The organism is Sutcliffiella halmapala, from assembly GCF_050107295.1.
GTDB classification, from domain to species: Bacteria; Bacillota; Bacilli; order Bacillales; family Bacillaceae_I; genus Sutcliffiella_A; species Sutcliffiella_A halmapala_A.
Genome location: NZ_JBNIKR010000006.1, coordinates 197,478 through 211,878 on the forward strand (window position 1 = coordinate 197,478; position 14,401 = coordinate 211,878).

Genomic DNA, 14,401 nt, shown 5'->3' on the forward strand with positions numbered 1-14,401 from the left:
CGTAATACAGCGAGGTTCACGATCCGATCATTGTTTGTGAAAGGAGAAACCTCGCTATTGAAAATTTCCCAAAGAAAAATGTATGCCTACTTTCCTTCTTTACTATCTTTGAATGATACCGGCCACAAATATTGCACACGTTCCTCCATCTTTTTAGTTAGTCTGAGCAAGTCTGTATTGCTCTGGACAGCTCCGGTGCCGTTACCATCAATATCCGTAAGTTGACCGTAATCCTTCTTAAACCTTACGATTGTCATAGTATTATCCCGGGCTGTCGTAAGCTGCTCGAAAGTCTCATTATCAACGATTATAATAAATCTGTGGTGCTCTGTATAACGGGTATAACCAAGCCAGCTGTTGGTTTCGTATTGTACAGGCAACGTCCGTCCTCCGATGTCGACACTGGTTAAGTCCTTGAATTTGCTGATAGTGGAGAGCGTACCCTTTCCTTCCTCCATTTTCGGCATCGCAGGCAGCGGATCGGAAATGGCAATGTCGTCCGTATTGCGCGCTTCTCTGAACAGTCCCAGGCTCACCATTTCTTCTGCAGTTGTCTGGTTCAGAATCAGTGTCCCCACTTCAGATTCGTCTTGCTTAATTTTTGCCTCTTTAACGGTGTACGTATACACCTTCTTGAACTCGTTCCCATGCTCCTGGACCACAGCTTCAAGCTCATGTTTCTCCCCCACCAGCAGCAAACCGTTTCTCGGAGCAGCCATTTCGTCTGACCTGGAAAAAACCCCGAGCAGCACAATGCTTATTAACACTAACAATAGGATAATCAACAATAGGATAATCCCTTTTTTCATAATTATTTCCTCCCCTTTCTTATAGATGGCAACTATTGCTCCGGATTCCCATTCACCATATGAATCATATAGCGCCAGCGGGCCACCAGAAAATACACGGTCTGCACTAGTGTGAACGATATTAAGATAGCGGCCCCTCCTTTGAAGACAGAATAGTCCACCAGCTGCTGCAGCGCGGTAAATGCCACCGTACTATGAATAATGGCCATTAGCAGCGGTACGAAAAACATAAATGACAGCTGGCGGGTGACAATCCTGCCCAGCTCTTTGCGGCTTAGGCCAACCTTTGCAATCATCTGATACTGAGCCCGGTCCCGTTCCAGATCCGTATAGAGGCGCAAAAAGAGAAAGCTTGCCGCAAAGGTGAAGAACACGATTCCCACCAGCACGCTTATGATCAGAATGAGGCCGTTTTGCTGCTTGGATTTGAGCCATTCCAGAACGAGCGGATCCGCAAAATAGAATGGATTGCCATTCTGCCATGGAATCGCTTCTTTCAGCTTGTTCGCGACCTCCCTTGTCTCCGGCCAATTGTCTACTAGAAAGACGATTTCCCGTCCCTCTCCTGCCTCCCAGTCCTGCAGGGGAAGACGTTCATACAAGGCGTCTGTCGTCACGATAGTGGCTTTTCCTATATCAGGTACTACCAAATGTGGCACGTTTTTTACAATTTGCAGCTTTTCATCTACATCCCCAGCCACCACATCGATTTCGGAAGTGAGGCCTCGTTTTTCTTCAAAATCTCTTTTCTGCGCATATGTTGTAGGGATTGCGATCGCCTGCTTATCAATGTCCAAGGTATTAACGGGATAACCGAACGCCTTGAGTAGACTGTTGTAATCGCTCAAGCGCATCACAGTCAGGCCATTCTCTGTATATTTAATGGAAAAGCTACCGGTCCGGTAAGAGAAGCCCGCTTTATTCAGCTCCGCCTCAATGAGGTTAAGGTGCTCTTCCTTCTTTTCGTTGCCAGGATCGGAATGATAGCGAAATGCGAACGGGTTGGTCATCTCCGTCAGTCCTGGATTACCAAGAGCTATCGTGGTCCCCATTCCTGTAAACGCGACTGCCGAGATGACCGCCACCATAAAAAACATCGTCGCATTGTCTTTCATTCGGTACGACAGCTCGGAAAATGTAATGATATTCGTCTTTTTAAAGAAGAGTCGGCGCTTCCCCTTCAAGGCCCCAATCCAATACACGCTGAGCTGGGTAAACAGAAAATAAGTGCCCGTCACAGATAGAGCGACAATCAGAAACAGCAGAAGAAATGAAATGTTGCGCTCGATAACAAAGTAAAAGGCAAGCCCGTAACCTGATGCTATTAGTAAGGCTGCAAGCCCTGACAAGCCTTTTGAAGCTCTCGGTTCCGGCTTCGGCTTATCCTCCCCCTTTAGCAGCTCCACCAACTCTTTGGTTTTGACCAATCGGGAAGTGAACCAGGAAATGAGTAGAAACAGCAACACATATACAAGGGTGGTCAGACCAATCGCTTTCAGTGGGAAATAGAAATCTAAGTCCTTCTCAATGGCCAGCATGGTGGCGCTGATCAACAGGATCAGCTTGGTGAACACAAGACCGACCACAATACCCGCGGCGATTGAGATAATCCCGATCACCATATTTTCCATAAAGACCATCCGGATTTGCTGTTTCGGAGAAAGCCCATGGATCATCAAAATGCCGAATTCCTTCTTGCGCATCTTCAGAAACGAGCCCACCGAGTAGAGAAGAAACAGAAACGAGAATACAAAAATGAGTACCTGAGAGGTCGTCATTCCCATCTTGCTCAAGGCGGCGATTGTTTCACTGGTTGACTCCAGTTCACCTTGAAGCTGAGGATGAAACAAAAGCATGGCATAGGTAAAGAAAATCATGACCGAAAATGCGCTGCTCAAAAAATGACCGAGATACAAACGTTTGTTGCGAATAACATTATGGAAGGCGAGCTTACGAAAGGTCATACCGGTGTCCTCCCAACAATGACAGCACATTGATAATATTCTGATAAAATACAGCCCGGTTCTCTCCAGCATGAATTTCGTTATAGAGCTTGCCGTCTTTTATGAAAATTACGCGATCGCAATAGCTTGCTGCCATGGCGTCATGGGTGACGAGCATCATGGTCGTGCCTTGTTTTTTGTTCAGTTCTGTCAGTAAACCCATAACATCACGGGCGGCCTTGGAATCCAGGTTGCCTGTTGGTTCGTCGGCCAGAATCAGCGCCGGCCTGTGAATCAGCGCGCGGCCGACCGCCGTCCGCTGTGCTTGCCCGCCTGAAATTTCGTAGGTTCGGTTGTTTAAGATGGCCTGAATTCCCAGCTTCTCCGCCATCTGTTCGACCCGTTCTCCAATCTCATCTGGATCAACTCCGTCGAGGGCAAGTGGCAATGCCATGTTCTCCGCGACAGTCAAGGTATTCAGGAGGTTAAAGAACTGAAAGACAAAACCGAGCTTGCGGCGGCGGAACAGCGCCAATCGCTCCTCATCCAGCAGATGCGGCTGCTCTCCTTCAATCCATAAGCTTCCCGTTGTTGGGGAATCAATGGTCGAGATGACGTTTAAGAGCGTTGTCTTTCCGCTGCCTGAAGGCCCCATCACCCCAACAATTTCTCCCTTACCTATCGTCAAATCAATATCCGTAAGAGCCTCGTGGCTTACTTTCCCCTTATAAATCTTGCTGAGCTCGTTCACATGAAGCACTTCCATAAAGACATTCTCCTTTCTCGTTGTGTCTTAAGTATAATATCAGTATGCTCTTGCAAAGTATCGTTAAGCATTTCACTAAACTTACATTCTTGTAAGATAACAAAAAAAGATGAATACGTTTATCGTATTCATCCGCTAGCCCGAAGCATACGGGAAGGTAATATGCACTGTGGTGCCATTTCCCACTCCCGATTCTATATGAATTTGGTGATTCAGCTTTTGCACAACCTTTTGGACCAGATAGAGACCCATTCCGGTTGATTCCTTAAAGCTTCTGCCGTTCTCTCCAGTGAAAAATGGCCGAAATACCCGGTCGATATCCTGTTTCGGAATTCCCACTCCCCTGTCTTTTACCTCGAGAACGATGGATCGGTCATACTGGAAGGCCGAAATCCTCACTGTTTGATGGCTGCCCGCAGAAAACTTAATTGCATTGGACAACAACTGCTGCAGGATGAATCGGAGCCATTTGGCGTCTGTTTCCACGGTTAAGCCTGCATCCACAAGGTTCTCCGGATAAACCTGACTGCGGATAAACAGACGTTTATAATCCGTCACCACTTCGTCTACCGTCTTGTGAAGCTCCACTTGTTCCACGTGGAAATCCTGCTCGAACGTCTCCAGCCGGGACATATACAGGACCATCTCCAGACCTTTCCTTATCCGTTCGGCCTCTTCAGATATACTGTCCATTTCCTCGTTGTCAGACTCCTGGGTCAGCAGCTCAATCACAGATAGAGGAGTCTTCATCTGGTGAACCCATTGATTCATAAATTCAATCCGTTCCGCCTGCTCGCGTTCCCAATTCCTCATCTGTTGCCGGGACTTTCGGTATTGGTGATCCAACAGTTCATCCAGTGCACGGGATAAGACTGCGGAACCTGCCTGTCCGGGTGTTTCAAAGATATCCACGCCCGGCTCTGACAATCGTCTATAGAATTCGCGAAGCGTTAAATACTGAACTGTCAGATAGACAGACATAATCAAAATACCCAGAAAGGCGGCATACAAGGCGATGCCTAGATGATCGTAGCCGTCAAACCAGAACACCATTAAGACCACGGCCAATTGTACAAGTAGGAATCCTATTAGCATTATGTGCGACCTCAGAAACAACTTCATCTAGACTCCTTCTTCCATATCGGCAACAGTCGGTAGCCTGCGCCCCGAATCGACTCCAGCGCATTGACGATGCCTAGCTCTTGTAGCTTCTTGCGTGTGCGAGTAATATTGACACTGAGCGTATTTTCTTCCACATAGGTCTGTTCATCCCACAGCTTTTCCAAAATAATTTCTCTGCTCACCAGGCGCGGACTGCGGACAAGCAGCAATTCGAGTAAAACGGCCTCTTTTTTGGTCAGCAGCACACTCAGGGTGTCCAGTCTCAGCTCCAACCTCTCCGGAAACAGTACAAGACCCTCCAGCTTCACCTGCCGCTCCTCCGTCTTGTTCGCATAGTCTCCATAGACCCGCCGCAGTTGGCTGCGAATCTTGGCAATGACCACTTCGTAAGAAAATGGTTTGGTGATGTAATCATCTGCCCCGTGTTCGAGGGCCATTATCTGATCCATCGTACCGCTTCTCGCGGAAATGCAGATGATGGGGCAAGTGGAGACGGAACGGATCTGCCTGCACCAGTAATAGCCGTCATAACTGGGGAGATTAATGTCAATGAGAACAAGACTGGGATCAATTTGCTTGAACAGATCCAAAACATTCTCGAAATCTTTCACCATAATGCTCTCATCACCATACTTATCAATATGAGATCCAAGGAGCTCAGCTATTTTGGGATCGTCTTCCACGATCATGATTTTATGCAAATAAAACAAGCCTCCTTTTAAAGGCGTTTTTCTTCACTGTTTATTGTACCCCGCTTCACCTCCGTGGTCAAAAAAGGCTACCCCACTTCGCCTAAAAGAGCAAGCCATGGAGGGTTATAAATAACTATAATGATAAAAAAATCGATTAAAACAGGTCTTTCATGAATCTCTCCTTGACGAACCACCAGCCCACTTTATATACCTTATGGCGTATCCCAGAAGCGAGCAATTTCTCCATTGATGGTCAGTATTTCTAATTTTGTTAAGATATTGTTCTACATAAAAAAAGCGCATATCTTGTTAAAGATATGCACCCATGGGGTATGACCAAGAATGCCTGAGAGCTGATTAACCAACAACGTTCGAGATTACTTCGATATTCCCATGAGTTGCTTTGGCATAAGGGCAAACCTTATGAGCTTCCGCAACGACTTCCTCCGCCACGCTGGTTTCTACGCCTTTAACAGTGATGTCCATAGTAATGGCAAGTACATAACCGTCGTTCGCATCCTTGCCTAGGGTAACATGAGAATCAATGGTTATACCGTCTGCTTTAATATTCTTGTTTCTAAGAACAGTACCCATCGCACCTTGAAAGCATGCGGCAAATCCTGCAGCGAATAATTGCTCCGGATTGGTCCCAGCTCCGTTACCCCCTAATTCCTTTGGATATCTCAAGTCCACATTAAGATTCCCATCGCTGGAAACAGCTTTGCCATCTCTTCCACCTTGAACATTTACTGTAGCCTTATACAATTCCTTCTCGATTTTCATCATTTTTGATACTCTCCTTTTATTAATAAATTATTTTATAATTAGGGAATTGATTGGAACCGAAAGTCCGATCTGCACCAGTTTCGACACCACTTTCTCCATCCGAACGGCAGCTTACTTGTGTTATGGGCCATGCTCCCGTATCGAAAGTGTGAATTCGATTTCTTACTAAGGATTAGTATATACTCGATGTAAGTTGATTAACCAACAACGTTCGAGATTACTTCGATATTTCCACGAGTTGCTTTGGCATAAGGACAAACTTTATGAGCTTCCGCAACGACTTCCTCTGCCACGCTGGTTTCTACGCCTTTAACAGTGATGTCCATAGTAATTGCCAGTGCATAACCGTCGTTCGCTTCCTTGCCGAGCGTAACATGAGAATCAATGGTTATACCGTCTGCTTTAATATTCTTGTTTCTAAGAACAGTGCCCATCGCACCTTGGAAGCATGCGGCAAATCCTGCAGCAAATAATTGCTCCGGATTGGTCCCAGCTCCGCTACCCCCTAATTCCTTTGGATATCTCAAGTCCACATTAAGATTTCCATCGCTGGAAACCGCTTTGCCATCTCTTCCGCCTTGAACATTTACTGTAGCCCGGTACAATTCCTTTTCGATTTTCATCATTTTTGATACTCTCCTTTTATTACTGAGTTTTTTACTTTGGTCATACTGGTAACCGTATCTTTGCCTGCAAGTTAGGTTAATTATTTTTGAACGAACGTTCAAAAATAATTAAAAAAAATCTATCAAAATAACACTAGTCGTTATATTGGCGCTCATAGTGGAGCTGCTCCTCCGCCAACGACGATTTCTATCCCCTGTACCTATGAAAAATCATCAGAAGCGAGGAACAACATTGGGAATTTCCTCTGATCGGCCGACCATACGATTAAGTGGAATCCTTACCCATCATTCCAATACCAACATATTCATGTCAATAATATGGTGTAATTTTTCACTGTCCGATATAGTCTTAGCCATAACGCGGAGTCCAATTATTGCATTATTAAAATAATGAGACAGCCATTCAGCGTTGAGGGTCTTGGAAAGTTCTCCCGATTGCTGACCTTCTAAAATAAGGTCGTGTATTAACTGTTCCGCTTTGGCCCAACCCAGAAGAACATAATCTATTGACTCAGAATCATGTTTTGCCAACTCAACCGCTGTATTTACGGCAAAGCAACCATGTTCCTGGTGGGTCGCCATTTCAAGCATCATTCGGATTGCTTTCTTGGCAGAACGGGTATTTACCATTTGTCGCTTAACCGGATGGGTAACCTTTTGCTCAAACATTTCAATATAGCGCTTTAATGCTGTGACATACAAGGTATGTTTATCTGTATAAGTATCATACAGGCTCCCTTTATGAATCCCCAAATGGGAGACTAGCTCCTGGATGGATGTCTTCTCATAGCCTTGTTCCCAGAATAAAAGCATGGCTTTTAGCAAAACGGCATCTTCATCAAATTCCTTTCTCCTAGCCAAATTGTGTGCTTCCCTCCTTTCAATGTAAATCTAGCATATTAAGAACGTACGGTCAAGAATTATTTTGACCGTACGTTCTTAAATGAATTGTCATGTTATTCACAAGAATTGGTGGAGAATCCATTTGAAGTTCCAGTAATAAACCTTACTTTACCCATAACGATAATCTCTCCTATTCTCTTCACCTTTTATGAATTTTGAGAGATATACCTAACCAAATATTTACTAACTAAAAGTGTAGTTCCCTCGTAAATTTTTAATGATACTACCTGTATAGAAAACAAAAGGTCAGGGATAATCATTTTTCAGTTGCTATATTCCCCATTGCAATAGAAATTCTATTCCAGCTGTTAATTTGATTAATTATTAGAACAAGGTCAATATATTGTCTCTCGTCATAATGTTCCCGTACTCGTTGATAAAGCTCATCCGGCACACGTTTTGTAGGGATCAGAGTCACGCACTCTGTTAATTCAAGTGCTACTTTTTCTGAATCAGTGTAGAATGTACACTCTCTCCAAGCACTAATACAATATAAACGTTGTTCCGTTTCTCCCATTTTTCTAGCATCTGCTGTATGCATGTTAATGCAATAAGCACAACCATTTATTTGAGAAGCCCTAATTTTTATAAGTTCACGAAGTTTACGGTCAATACCCGTAGTTTTCGTATACTTCTCCATTCCCATCATTATTTTCATTGCTTCTGGTGCTAGCTCGTAATAATCAATTCTTTGTTCCAATATATTTTCCTCCTTAAGAAGCTTATTAAATACATAATTGAATCTTAGATACTTTAAGTGTCAATTACGGATAACATCAATCACCGATTGATACTATCGATAATAATGCGTGAAGTTTATTATGTCAATCATCTTTTGATGTTAATTAATACCAAATATACTTGTTTGACAAGGGAATAAATTATTTCTAAGATTAATTAAATAATCTTATTTATGAAGAAGGTGTTTTTAATGCAGTATAGTATTGGAGTTGAGTATGCACTTCACTGCCTTGTCTATTTAATTGATAGTCCAGAGGATTCACCCATTGGCATAAAGGAACTTTCCCATTTTCAAGGGGTTTCTGAGACATACCTATCGAAGATTTTTAGTAAATTATCTAAGTATGGTATTGTAAGTTCAGTGCCCGGAGTTAAGGGTGGTTATAAACTGAATAAATCATCTGAAGAAATTTCCTTTTGGGATGTAATAGAAGCAGTTGAAGGTCCTAAGCCTATTTTTCAATGTAAAAATATTAAAGATAATGGTTTGCTGTATAGAGAAAAAATATGCTCTATAGGCAACTCATCTTGCACTATCAATTTAGTTATGCTCTCTGCGGAAGAAACTATGCGTGAATACTTGCGTGGCAAAACGCTGTCATGGTTAAAGGTTGAGTTGGAGCATGTCCTACCTAAACAAATACGTGAAGAAACTCGGAAATATTTTTCGAAGAGCAGCCTATAAAACAAACCTCTCATGAAATTCCTTAATTAATTGGAATTTTGAGAGGTTTGTTATTTTTCAGGAAAACGTATCTTCCGATTGTCTATTATTAACAAAAACCTATCCTCAACTCATTCTGTTAAATACGATGTCTCAAGAATTAAGTCGATGATGGCCAAGTCCATTTCAAGCTAGTTAATCACCTTCCAAGAGTTTCATACGTGCTTTTCAGGGAAACACTGTCACAATCACACCATCGATATTGTTACCTGAAATCTCATAACGAAGATTGGCAGGCACATTAATGGTCGTGTTTTTAGTTATAGGATAATATGAAATCTCATATTTTTCCCCATTTACACTAGCAGAAATGTTTTTTTCTTCTTTTAGGTACTCCATATATTCTTCTAAAACGAAATTCTTTTCTTTCATAATCGCGCTATGAGGGAAACCAACATAGCGGATGTGCCACGGTTCATATTGAATGCCTGTTATGTCCGTTTTGTCCTTTGGATAGCGTAAAATGAACCCGTATTTCCAAGAGTTTTCTTCTATCCACTTTCCTTCTGGTGCATCAGCCATCTTCATTTGAGTAGATCCTACATCAAGCGCTAAACCCAGATTGTGTTCGCTATAGCCAGGTGGCAAGGCATAGGCAGAACCCATATCTTGATAAAGTAAACTTTGCTCATCAAAGTCTCGAAAGCCGCTTGTAATGGCGAAATATTGAAGGCCATCTTTTTCTGCAGCAGCAACCATCTCTGAGAATTTATGTGCAACATCCTCTGACAGGTAAATGTCACTGCCTAACAACACGTAACTTTGTGCCAATTCATAGTTTGCAGATAAATTGACAATATCCGACTTAATACTCTCTTGGTGAACAGGATATTCACTGTTGACCAAAAGCAGATCTCCTTGATAGATTTGGTCTTCTGTAATTACAATTTTTTGGATTTCTCCAGGGATTCTTCCACTCACTTCTATATCATTTTCAGATTGATTATAGTTTTGTATTTTTACTTTTGGTTCAGAAAAAGGTTCCATATTTACGAAGGTTAAACCTAGGCACAATAATAATAATAAAAAGCCCCACTTCTTCATTTATCAGTTTCCTCCTTGTTCTTATTTGATTATAAGTGTAGGGCAAACTATTTAAAAAAAGAGTGGGGTAAATATTAAATTTTTCTTAAATCCTTTACTCGGATTTTAAACTTTATCTCTCCTGCGGTAAGCTGACTTCAAAAATTGTACGTATTATACTACTTTCGGCAGTAATGGTTCCATTATGCTGCTCCACAATATTCTTGGCAATGAACAAGCCAATCCCGGTGCCACCTACTTGATGAGTTCGTGCTTTGTCACCGGTATAAAACATATCAAAGAGATGTGGCAGCTCATTCTGAGGAATGGGATCTCCATAATTCACAATCTGAACAACCACTTTCCCAGAATCAATATAGCCGTTAATATCCACAAATTGGCCATCGTTACCATAGCGATTCGAATTGGTAAGAAGATTTTCAAATACACGTGCTAATAGCTCTCCATCACCTAAAATAGGTAAATGCGGAGTCACATTCATTCTAGCTATCAAATCATTCTTCTCGAAGATAGGATACAATTCTTCCTTTAATTGATGAAGGAGATCACTTAAATTTATGTGATTTTTTTTAATTGGCAATATGCCATAGTTCATTCGCGTTATTTCGAATAATTCATCAATAAGTCTTTCTAAACGTTGAGATTTAGTAAAGGCAATCGTTAAAAAATGTCTGACTTGTTCTTTCGTCAAATTCTCATCCTTAAGTATTAAATCTAAATAACCTAAAACGGAGGTGAGCGGTGTACGGAGATCATGAGCCAAATTTACGACTAGCTGATTTTTACTACTTTCCGAAAAATCTCCTCTTTCGATGGCTTGTTGCAATTTTTCACTTGCTAAATTAATATCCAGCGCAATATCGCTAAATTCATCATTTGATTGGACTTGAACACGATGTGAAAACTCACCACGAGCGAGATAATGAATTCCGTTTGAAATCACCTTGAAATAGGTTGAATAGCGTTGGGTCAGCAAATAAAAGAAAAAGATCGAAAGTGGGACAAATAGTAGTAAAAAGAAGTTAATGTCGCCTATATTGTGTATGAAGATACGAATATTTTTAACCCACAGATCTCCATAATCAACAAATGTATGATAATACCATTGAAGTCCTTTAAAGATTAGATAAGTTATAGCGCCAGACAGCAGCATACTTAAACCAAATAATAATATCATTTTTGAGCGGAAACTTCGTAATATTTTACCCATTGAATGTATACCCCACGCCCCATACGGTTTTTATAAATTTATTTTTCCGTTTATCTTCTTCAAGTTTTTTTCGTAAGGTGCGAATATGGACCATTACGGTATTCCCACCTTCAAAGTATGCATCGCCCCACACCTGCTGAAAAATATTTTCCACACTAAAAACTTTCCGGGGGTGACTGGCTAGTAAGTACAAAATATCAAACTCTTTAGGTGTTAGTTCGATGTTTTCACCATATAGAGTCACTTTACGTTGATCAGGAGAAATAACTATTCCACCATTTTCCACGCTGGTTTTTTTTTCTGTACCTTTTTTTGGTTGATTTAGCTTCATAAAACGTCGGAGGTGAGCATTTACACGAGCAACCAATTCTATCGGGGTGAATGGTTTAGTCATATAATCATCTGCGCCAATTACCAAGCCCTGTACTTTATCGAAATCAGAAGTTTTGGCACTTAAAAATATGATTGGCATATTATGCTGTTCACGAATGCGGCTTGTGACTTCATATCCATCCAATTTCGGCATCATTATATCCAAAATCAGCAAATCAATAACCTGTGTCTCTACAACACGAACAGCCTCTTGTCCATCCGATGCTTTAATCACATGGTATCCTTCTTTTTTTAAATGGATGGCAATCAGATCAGCAATTTCTTCCTCATCATCAGCTATTAAAATTGATAAACGTTTCATTGATTTCACTCCTATGTAAATTGATATTCACTAAATATCAATCATGCCTTACGAAGCTGTACACCACCAAAAAATCGTTGTTGTTGGTAGGGATGCTACATCATCATAATAGTAACATTCGTGGCAGCTTTTTGAATAATTAGGGATTTAATATATGTTTTATTATTTTTTCCTTATCAAAAGATAGGGTGGAATGCATTGGTGGAAATTATTATGTTATTTTTCTATAACAATACCCTTTGGACAAATTATTTCCAAATGGGTATAACGGCAATGAGAACCCTTATTTACTACTCATAATCCACTACAAGTATTGTTTATTAACTAATGAGAAAATCACCAATTGCAAAAAATCTTTTACCTTCAAGTGTGATAGTTTAAAGGAAATTTCTTAAATATATTATGTGAGAATTCTTAACTTTTTCTTAAGATAATACAGAACTTAATTACCACTAAGCAATTGGCTAATATATCGTAAACGTTTACCATCTCAGCTATATCCTTCGTACTATGAACCTTCTTCAATAATGAATATTCCCAATCTTATTATTCACATAATTATTTGTCACATAGGTAAAAATAATCTAACCATAAACGAATCGGCGGTGAGGCATTTGTTCATTAAGATTTTCCTTTGGCTGAGCTTAATTGTTCCTTGGCTGTCTTTATTTTTTATGAAAAAAGACAGTATTAAACGTTATATGCCTGTAGCGATATTCGTTTCGTTACTGCTTACAATTTTGTATGAAATAGGCTATACATACGATTGGTGGGTGCTGAAAGCTAAAATCGTACCTTGGGGACACATAACAAACATTTCTTTTGCATATGGACTTTTTTTAATCTCAACAATTTGGATTTTTCATTATACCTATCGTAATTTTATATTATATATGGTTACGAACATAATTGTTGATGCGATTTTTAATTTTGGTGTACTAGAACTTACAGAAAGGTCTGGCTTAAATGAACTAATTAATATGCCTGATTGGGGTATTTATTTAATCATGCTGGGACTAGCTTTAATCATTTATATATATCAGCGCTGGCAAGAGGGTATTTTCAAGGAAGAATAAGAATAGTGCTGTTCCATCTTCTAATACAACATCCCATAAAATATACTCTTATTATATTGGAGGTGTTACGATGGACCATCAATCCTTCCTGTTGGAAGCTATCAAGCTAGCAAACGAGAATGTGAGAATGGGTTCTGGTGGCCCTTTTGGTGCGATTCTTGTAAAGGATGGAACAGTAGTCGGACGGGGTGTCAACCGCGTGACAGGACAGTTGGATCCCACCGCACATGCTGAAGTGCAGGCCATAAGGGATGCCTGCCAGAATCTAAAAGATTTCCAACTGAAAGACTGCATTCTCTATACAAGCTGCGAGCCCTGTCCGATGTGCTTTGGTGCAATTTATTGGGCAAGGATCCATGAGGTTTATTTTGCAGATTCGAAGCATGATGCTAAAGCTGCCGGCTTTGATGATGCCTTCATTTATGAAGAGCTTCGTGCAGACGGAACGGATAAAAAGATCCCTTTCTATCATGTGCACCTGGATACAAAAGAAAATCCATTCACCTTGTGGAAAGCGGCCAGTATAAAAATTGAATATTGAGATCCTATGATTGGATATATGTACTGGCACAAGTAAGGAGGTATTGCATAATTTAAAGTTGACCCAAATAATTTACTTTAAAGGAATGAACAAATATGGGAACAGCTATGGATTATACCTCCCCCTCCGTCCAATTTTTTTCCGATGTGAACAAAAGCAACTCTTTCAAGAAAAACAGTAAAAATTATATAAATGTTCTTGGCGTAGAACAGTTAAATACACTGGATAATGTCTCCCTGCTTGATATTTTTCTTAGCAAAGATAATATCATTGAGCCGCACTACCATCAAAATGCTGCAGAACTGGTGTACTGCATATCGGGTTCAGCCGTTATATCGTTGTTGAACCCTTTTACGAAAGTCATCCATAACTACAAGGTTACCCCTGGTCAGGTGGTCAATATTCCTCAAGGCTGGTGGCACTATGAAATTGCAACAGTTGACGATACTCATTTACTGGCAATATTCAATGCACCAACGCCAGAAGTAATTCTGGGATCAGATATTTTAGCCTTAACACCAGCAAATATTATGGCACATTCGTATTGTCTGGATGAGAACAAATGGAAAAAGGCGGTTTCCCCTATTAAACCAAATACTTTTATCGGACCGCCAAAAGACTGTGATAGAAATTATAGACAAATAAATCCCGGTTTTACGTCCCCTTATCAATACCCATATCCTAACTATTATTATTATAATCCAGTAAGACGGTAAAAGAATCC

At 40.8% G+C, this 14,401-nt stretch carries 16 protein-coding genes; 4 read left to right on the forward strand and 12 right to left on the reverse strand.

Translation table 11 applies throughout. From position 1 onward, the window contains the following. Positions 1 to 86 precede the first annotated feature (86 nt). The 9 genes from ACQCT5_RS12075 to ACQCT5_RS12115 all read right to left on the reverse strand — a co-directional run bounded on the left by ACQCT5_RS12075 (position 87) and on the right by ACQCT5_RS12115 (position 8,347). A complete protein-coding gene (locus ACQCT5_RS12075; protein WP_499642165.1) occupies positions 87 to 809 on the reverse strand; it encodes a lipoprotein BA_5634 family protein in 723 nt (240 codons plus the stop codon). A gap of 32 nt (positions 810 to 841) precedes the next feature. Then, complete coding sequence (locus tag ACQCT5_RS12080) at positions 842 to 2,773, reverse strand: FtsX-like permease family protein (protein WP_499642371.1); 1,932 nt, start codon at positions 2,771 to 2,773, stop codon at positions 842 to 844. Then, positions 2,760 to 3,518 carry an ABC transporter ATP-binding protein gene (locus ACQCT5_RS12085; protein ID WP_499642167.1) on the reverse strand — a complete coding sequence of 253 codons (759 nt, stop codon included), beginning with the start codon at positions 3,516 to 3,518 and terminating at the stop codon, positions 2,760 to 2,762. Before ACQCT5_RS12085 ends, ACQCT5_RS12080 begins: the two co-directional genes overlap by 14 nt. A gap of 135 nt (positions 3,519 to 3,653) precedes the next feature. Next, positions 3,654 to 4,640, reverse strand: coding sequence for a sensor histidine kinase (locus ACQCT5_RS12090; RefSeq protein ID WP_499642168.1), 987 nt, complete (start codon positions 4,638 to 4,640; stop codon positions 3,654 to 3,656). After that, positions 4,637 to 5,341, reverse strand: coding sequence for a response regulator (locus ACQCT5_RS12095; protein ID WP_499642170.1), 705 nt, complete (start codon positions 5,339 to 5,341; stop codon positions 4,637 to 4,639). Before ACQCT5_RS12095 ends, ACQCT5_RS12090 begins: the two co-directional genes overlap by 4 nt. Positions 5,342 to 5,689: 348 nt before the next feature. After that, positions 5,690 to 6,118 (reverse strand): organic hydroperoxide resistance protein, encoded by a 429-nt coding sequence (locus tag ACQCT5_RS12100; protein ID WP_499642172.1) that lies wholly within the window; start codon positions 6,116 to 6,118, stop codon positions 5,690 to 5,692. Positions 6,119 to 6,315: 197 nt separating this feature from the next. Then, entirely contained in the window at positions 6,316 to 6,744 is a 429-nt protein-coding gene (locus ACQCT5_RS12105) for an organic hydroperoxide resistance protein (RefSeq protein ID WP_499642174.1), read from the reverse strand. Positions 6,745 to 7,029: 285 nt separating this feature from the next. Beyond that, positions 7,030 to 7,605 (reverse strand): TetR/AcrR family transcriptional regulator, encoded by a 576-nt coding sequence (locus ACQCT5_RS12110; protein WP_499642176.1) that lies wholly within the window; start codon positions 7,603 to 7,605, stop codon positions 7,030 to 7,032. A 298-nt stretch (positions 7,606 to 7,903) separates the two neighbouring features. Then, positions 7,904 to 8,347: a carboxymuconolactone decarboxylase family protein gene (locus ACQCT5_RS12115; protein ID WP_499642178.1), complete on the reverse strand. Its 444-nt coding sequence runs from the start codon at positions 8,345 to 8,347 to the stop codon at positions 7,904 to 7,906. 231 nt (positions 8,348 to 8,578) lie between these two features. Between ACQCT5_RS12115 and ACQCT5_RS12120 the strand changes: the two genes are divergently transcribed. After that, positions 8,579 to 9,073 carry an RrF2 family transcriptional regulator gene (locus ACQCT5_RS12120; protein WP_499642181.1) on the forward strand — a complete coding sequence of 165 codons (495 nt, stop codon included), beginning with the start codon at positions 8,579 to 8,581 and terminating at the stop codon, positions 9,071 to 9,073. Positions 9,074 to 9,280: 207 nt separating this feature from the next. Here ACQCT5_RS12120 and vanY read toward each other — a convergent pair whose 3' ends face one another. The 3 genes from vanY to vanR form a co-directional block, all read right to left on the reverse strand. Beyond that, on the reverse strand, positions 9,281 to 10,156 hold the full coding sequence (vanY, locus tag ACQCT5_RS12125; protein WP_499642183.1) for a VanY-A/VanY-F/VanY-M family D-Ala-D-Ala carboxypeptidase: 876 nt from the start codon (positions 10,154 to 10,156) through the stop codon (positions 9,281 to 9,283). A 112-nt stretch (positions 10,157 to 10,268) separates the two neighbouring features. Further along, complete coding sequence (locus ACQCT5_RS12130) at positions 10,269 to 11,366, reverse strand: sensor histidine kinase (protein WP_499642186.1); 1,098 nt, start codon at positions 11,364 to 11,366, stop codon at positions 10,269 to 10,271. After that, positions 11,359 to 12,060 carry a vancomycin resistance response regulator transcription factor, VanR-F/VanR-M family gene (gene vanR, locus ACQCT5_RS12135; RefSeq protein WP_499642187.1) on the reverse strand — a complete coding sequence of 234 codons (702 nt, stop codon included), beginning with the start codon at positions 12,058 to 12,060 and terminating at the stop codon, positions 11,359 to 11,361. Before vanR ends, ACQCT5_RS12130 begins: the two co-directional genes overlap by 8 nt. A gap of 614 nt (positions 12,061 to 12,674) precedes the next feature. Between vanR and ACQCT5_RS12140 the strand changes: the two genes are divergently transcribed. The 3 genes from ACQCT5_RS12140 (at position 12,675) to ACQCT5_RS12150 (ending at position 14,393) form a co-directional block, all read left to right on the forward strand. Beyond that, positions 12,675 to 13,136 (forward strand): hypothetical protein, encoded by a 462-nt coding sequence (locus tag ACQCT5_RS12140; protein ID WP_499642189.1) that lies wholly within the window; start codon positions 12,675 to 12,677, stop codon positions 13,134 to 13,136. Between the two features lie 70 nt (positions 13,137 to 13,206). Next, the gene (locus tag ACQCT5_RS12145) at positions 13,207 to 13,677 is read left to right on the forward strand and encodes a nucleoside deaminase (RefSeq protein ID WP_499642191.1); all 471 of its coding nucleotides are present in this window, start codon (positions 13,207 to 13,209) and stop codon (positions 13,675 to 13,677) included. A gap of 95 nt (positions 13,678 to 13,772) precedes the next feature. After that, positions 13,773 to 14,393, forward strand: coding sequence for a cupin domain-containing protein (locus ACQCT5_RS12150; protein WP_499642193.1), 621 nt, complete (start codon positions 13,773 to 13,775; stop codon positions 14,391 to 14,393). Positions 14,394 to 14,401: the final 8 nt, after the last annotated feature.

Bases quoted from the DNA above. Each gene is read 5' to 3' on its own strand.
- ACQCT5_RS12075 (WP_499642165.1), bottom strand. From the start codon at position 809: ATGAAAAAAGGGATTATCCTATTGTTGATTATCCTATTGTTAGTGTTA.
- ACQCT5_RS12080 (WP_499642371.1), bottom strand. From the start codon at position 2,773: ATGACCTTTCGTAAGCTCGCCTTCCATAATGTTATTCGCAACAAACGT.
- ACQCT5_RS12085 (WP_499642167.1), bottom strand. From the start codon at position 3,518: ATGGAAGTGCTTCATGTGAACGAGCTCAGCAAGATTTATAAGGGGAAA.
- ACQCT5_RS12090 (WP_499642168.1), bottom strand. From the start codon at position 4,640: ATGAAGTTGTTTCTGAGGTCGCACATAATGCTAATAGGATTCCTACTT.
- ACQCT5_RS12100 (WP_499642172.1), bottom strand. From the start codon at position 6,118: ATGATGAAAATCGAGAAGGAATTGTATAAGGCTACAGTAAATGTTCAA.
- ACQCT5_RS12105 (WP_499642174.1), bottom strand. From the start codon at position 6,744: ATGATGAAAATCGAAAAGGAATTGTACCGGGCTACAGTAAATGTTCAA.
- ACQCT5_RS12120 (WP_499642181.1), top strand. From the start codon at position 8,579: ATGCAGTATAGTATTGGAGTTGAGTATGCACTTCACTGCCTTGTCTAT.
- vanY (WP_499642183.1), bottom strand. From the start codon at position 10,156: ATGAAGAAGTGGGGCTTTTTATTATTATTATTGTGCCTAGGTTTAACC.
- ACQCT5_RS12130 (WP_499642186.1), bottom strand. From the start codon at position 11,366: ATGGGTAAAATATTACGAAGTTTCCGCTCAAAAATGATATTATTATTT.
- vanR (WP_499642187.1), bottom strand. From the start codon at position 12,060: ATGAAACGTTTATCAATTTTAATAGCTGATGATGAGGAAGAAATTGCT.
- ACQCT5_RS12145 (WP_499642191.1), top strand. From the start codon at position 13,207: ATGGACCATCAATCCTTCCTGTTGGAAGCTATCAAGCTAGCAAACGAG.
- ACQCT5_RS12150 (WP_499642193.1), top strand. From the start codon at position 13,773: ATGGGAACAGCTATGGATTATACCTCCCCCTCCGTCCAATTTTTTTCC.